Annotated in this window: 6 protein-coding genes; 5 read left to right on the forward strand and 1 reads right to left on the reverse strand. The window is 59.3% G+C overall.

All coding sequences use genetic code 11. From position 1 onward, the window contains the following. Positions 1-201 precede the first annotated feature (201 nt). Positions 202-924: a monofunctional biosynthetic peptidoglycan transglycosylase gene (mtgA, locus tag B7L09_RS19180; RefSeq protein WP_094470173.1), complete on the reverse strand. Its 723-nt coding sequence runs from the start codon at positions 922-924 to the stop codon at positions 202-204. A gap of 74 nt (positions 925-998) precedes the next feature. On the opposite strand from mtgA, the gene B7L09_RS19185 reads away from it, so the two are divergent. The 5 genes from B7L09_RS19185 to B7L09_RS19205 all read left to right on the forward strand — a co-directional run bounded on the left by B7L09_RS19185 (position 999) and on the right by B7L09_RS19205 (position 4229). Further along, a complete protein-coding gene (locus B7L09_RS19185) occupies positions 999-1370 on the forward strand; it encodes a DUF423 domain-containing protein (RefSeq protein WP_094470174.1) in 372 nt (123 codons plus the stop codon). Between the two features lie 90 nt (positions 1371-1460). Then, entirely contained in the window at positions 1461-1661 is a 201-nt protein-coding gene (gene thiS, locus B7L09_RS19190) for a sulfur carrier protein ThiS (RefSeq protein WP_161793944.1), read from the forward strand. Between the two features lie 60 nt (positions 1662-1721). Then, entirely contained in the window at positions 1722-2516 is a 795-nt protein-coding gene (locus tag B7L09_RS19195) for a thiazole synthase (RefSeq protein WP_064454556.1), read from the forward strand. A gap of 9 nt (positions 2517-2525) precedes the next feature. Next, a complete protein-coding gene (gene trmB, locus B7L09_RS19200) occupies positions 2526-3251 on the forward strand; it encodes a tRNA (guanosine(46)-N7)-methyltransferase TrmB (protein ID WP_094470175.1) in 726 nt (241 codons plus the stop codon). Positions 3252-3305: 54 nt separating this feature from the next. Continuing rightward, positions 3306-4229, forward strand: coding sequence for a hypothetical protein (locus B7L09_RS19205; protein ID WP_255142218.1), 924 nt, complete (start codon positions 3306-3308; stop codon positions 4227-4229). Positions 4230-4296 lie beyond the last annotated feature (67 nt).

The raw sequence follows: 4296 nt of genomic DNA on the forward strand, positions 1-4296 counted from the left end.
CAGCGAACAGGCAATAAAAAACGCCCCGATCAGTGATGATCGGGGCGTTTTTGTGTGTGCCCATTTTCTGCAGCACCTTGGCCCCTGTGGGAGCGAGCCTGCTCGCACACAGTGGATCTTCGGTGCTCAGGAAATCGNCCTTGGCCCCTGTGGGAGCGAGCCTGCTCGCACACAGTGGATCTTCGGTGCTCAGGAAATCGGCTACTGCGCCCAAGGCGCCCGACGTGAATCGTTGAGGCCAACCAGATAACTGTCCCCACCCAACTGGCTCATCTGCTGCCGGATCCAGCCAGCCCGCCGTGCGACATAGTTGGTGGGATGACTAGCACTCCAAACCCGTGGGTTCGGTAATACGGCGGCCAGCAGGCTCGATTGTTGACGGCTGAGACCTTTAGCACTCACTCCAAAGTGATGCCTGGCCGCCGCTTCTGCGCCAAACACCCCGTCATCCCACTCGACGCTGTTGAGGTACACCTCAAGAATCCGCTGCTTGGGCCATAACACCTCGATCAATCCGGTAAACCAGGCCTCCAGGCCTTTGCGCAAATAACTGCGGCCGGTCCACAGAAACAGGTTTTTCGACACTTGCTGGCTCAAGGTGCTGGCGCCGCGAATCGAACCGCCGCGCTCGTTGTGCACCAGTGCCGCCTGAATCGCNCCAAAGTCAAAACCCCAATGCTCCGGGAATTTCTGATCCTCGCCCGCGATCACCGCGACTTTCAGGTCGTCAGAAATTTCATCCCAGGGCTTCCAGGTGCGTTGCAGGTCGATGGGCTCGCCGTCGAACCAGGATTCGACCTTGCGCTCGACCATCAGCGCCGTTCCCGGTGGCGGGACCACTCGAAAAATCAGTACCAGCAATACGCTGCCGCCCGCGAACCAGAGCAGGGCCTTTGTGAATCGTCGCAAAAATAAACGCAGCATAGAGATGGCTTGGCCGAACCCGTTGAGCGGGCCATTATACAGACCCTGTGGATCGAGTCTGACTGGAGTTCTTCATGCTGCGTGGCTTTCTGATGCTGGCCGCTTTCTTCGGCTTCACCGGCGTCGCCCTCGGTGCCTTTGCTGCCCACGGCCTGAAAAACCGTCTGACCCCCGAGTACCTGGCGATTTTCCATACCGGCGTCACCTACCAATTGGTGCACACCCTGGCGCTGCTGGGCGTGGCGCTGCTGGCCACGCAAATTCCGGGACGCTTGGTCACTTGGGCCGGCGCCTCGTTTGCCATCGGCATCCTGCTGTTTTCCGGCAGTCTGTACCTGCTGACCCTGACCGGCGTCAGCAAGCTCGGGATCATCACACCCTTCGGCGGCCTGGCATTCCTGGTCGGCTGGTTCTGCCTGGGGCTTGCCGCCTGGCGGTTGAGCTGACCGGGCGGTCCATTTCATGACGAATGGCTTGGGTCGCCAAGACTGATCGGGCTAGAATGCCAGCCCCTAAAAATGATGGCGGCATTCGGTATGCGCATTCAGTTGAACGGCGAATCCTTTGAACTGCCCGACGGTGAAACCGTTGCGGCCCTGCTGACCCGCCTGGACTTGACCGGGCGTCGCGTTGCNGTCGAACTCAATCTGGATATCGTCCCGCGCAGCCAGCATGCAGACACCACGCTGAACGACGGCGACAGCGTCGAAGTCGTCCACGCCATCGGCGGCGGCTAGCCGCCCGGCCCGCAAGGGCACAGAATTCTGCAAGAACCTCACCCCTACAGAGGATTTCCCATGAGCATCGTTCGTAGCGACAAGCCCTTCGTCCTGGCCGGTCGTACCTACCAGTCCCGTCTGCTGGTCGGCACTGGCAAGTACCGCGACATGGAAGAAACCCGCCTGGCCATCGAAGCCTCGGGTGCAGAGATCGTCACCTTTGCCGTGCGCCGCACTAACCTGGGCCAGATCGAAGGCGAACCGAACCTGCTCCAGGTGCTGTCGCCGGAACGCTACACCTTCTTGCCGAACACAGCAGGTTGCTACGACGCTATCGAAGCCGTGCGTACTTGCCGCCTGGCCCGTGAGCTGCTCGACGGCCACAACCTGGTGAAGCTGGAAGTATTGGCCGACCAGAAGACCCTGTTCCCCAACGTAATCGAAACCCTCAAGGCCGCCGAAACGCTGGTCAAGGAAGGCTTCGACGTCATGGTCTACACCAGTGATGACCCGATTATTGCCCGTCAATTGGCGGAAATCGGCTGCATCGCGGTAATGCCGCTGGCCGGTCTGATCGGTTCCGGGCTGGGCATCTGCAATCCGTACAACCTGCAGATCATCCTCGAAGAAGCCAAAATCCCTGTGCTGGTGGACGCGGGCGTGGGCACTGCCTCCGACGCCACCATCGCCATGGAACTGGGCTGCGACGCGGTCCTGATGAACTCGGCCATCGCCCATGCCCAGCAGCCGATCATGATGGCTGAAGCCATGCAACACGCAATCGTTGCAGGTCGCCTGGCCTATCTCGCCGGGCGCATGCCGAAAAAACTTTACGCCAGCGCCTCCTCGCCGCTGGATGGTCTGATCAAGTAAGAGCCATTGATGACTGAATCAAACGAAACGCCGAACACCGTGGAAGAAGGCGACGAGTCCAAGCACCGCCGCATCAAGAGTTTTGTGATGCGCGCCGGTCGCATGACCGAAGGCCAGCAAAAGGGCCTGGAGCAAGGTACACCGCTGTTCGTATTGCCACTGGCTGACGCGCCGGTGGACTACGACCAGGTGTTCGGCCGTTCGGCGCCGCGCTCGCTGGAAATCGGTTTCGGCATGGGCCACTCGCTGCTGGAAATGGCCGCGGCCTCGCCGGAACAGGATTTCATTGGCGTGGAAGTGCACCGTCCGGGTGTCGGCGCGTTGCTCAATGGCGTGCTTACTCAGGGCCTGACCAACTTGCGGGTCTACGACTGCGACGCGATCGAAGTGCTCAACCGCTGCATCGCCGACAACAGCCTCGACCGCCTGATGCTGTTTTTCCCGGACCCGTGGCACAAGTCCCGCCACCACAAGCGCCGCATCGTCCAGGCTTCGTTTGCCGAACTGGTGCGCAGCAAGCTGAAAGTGGGCGGCATCCTGCACATGGCCACCGACTGGGAACCGTATGCGGAATACATGCTGGAAGTGATGGGCGTAGCGCCTGGCTATCGCAACCTGGCCGAAGACGGCAAATGCGTGCCACGCCCGGCCGAGCGCCCGATCACCAAGTTCGAACGCCGCGGCGAGCGGTTGGGGCANGGCGTTTGGGACCTGAAGTTCGAAAAACAGTCCTGAACCCCACGCTATAAACCTGTAGGAGCCAGCAAGCAGGCTCCTACAGGTTTTTTTGTGTCCGGAAATCAGCGACGGTCGGCGACGACGCCGATCAGCACCAACACCACCAGCAACACTGGCGCCAGGCAAGATCGGCGTCTGGCCGCCGAAAGCTCTATGCCCCCAATTGTAAAGGAAGACAAGGTTTTGAAATTCATCCTCGTCTGCATCCTGTTGTTCATCGCCCTGCCTTCAATGGCTCACGGACAGACGCTGACGATCGACGACTACTTTCAACGTGCCCAGGATGCAGCTGATCAAATCAAACGTAACGCGGATGAGTTGGTCAGGCTGGAAGCAAGCGGGGAGCTGGATTTCAAGAACAAGCCCGAGCAAATAGGCAACATGGAAGGTGATCTGGAGGCCTTCAAATACAATTTGAAGATGGCGTCTGACGGTGGGCATCCCATCGCGAGCTATTTGCTGGCTAATACCCTGAGCAAACCGGGCCCTACCGAACAACAGCGCAGGGAAACCTGTGAGCTTTATGAAAAAGCCATGGATCAAGGCTTTTTGGCGGCAGCCGTCGCCTACTTCCATCGGTGCGATCAGGACTCGATGAAGTCTGATCGACGCGATGCCGGACACTTGAAATATCTGCAGACGCTTGAGGAGCTGCTTCAGGAGCCAGATATTTTTGCTGATTTTTATCCGATGCCGGCCAAGCGCGCCCTGTGCTTTCAGGACTTGCAGCCAGGCTTGTCAAAAGAACGAGTGATAGGGTCCTTGCAGGCGCGTGCTGTCGCATTGATGCTGACCGAAGATCAGTACCGGGCCGAGGCCAATTACATTCTGGCAATGAGCCGAGTCAATGAGAGTGGCAGGCTCGACCGTCAGAATGTTGTGTATCTGGACAAGGCCGAAGCGCTGGGCTGCCACGACTTTATGGGGATCAGTGCCAGGATCCGAAGCGAAGCCAAGTCCGTGGGCAAGCCATAAAGGGCATTCGCAATACAAANCCTGTGGGAGCGGGCTTGCCCGCGATGGCGGTCTNTCAGACAACGTG

Source organism: Pseudomonas mandelii (genome assembly GCF_002251635.1).
Lineage (GTDB): Bacteria > Pseudomonadota > Gammaproteobacteria > Pseudomonadales > Pseudomonadaceae > Aquipseudomonas > Aquipseudomonas mandelii_B.

What these genes read in the sequence shown, in the direction of transcription:
- B7L09_RS19185 (WP_094470174.1), top strand. Translation starts at nt 999, where the DNA reads ATGCTGCGTGGCTTTCTGATGCTGGCCGCTTTCTTCGGCTTCACCGGC.
- B7L09_RS19195 (WP_064454556.1), top strand. Translation starts at nt 1,722, where the DNA reads ATGAGCATCGTTCGTAGCGACAAGCCCTTCGTCCTGGCCGGTCGTACC.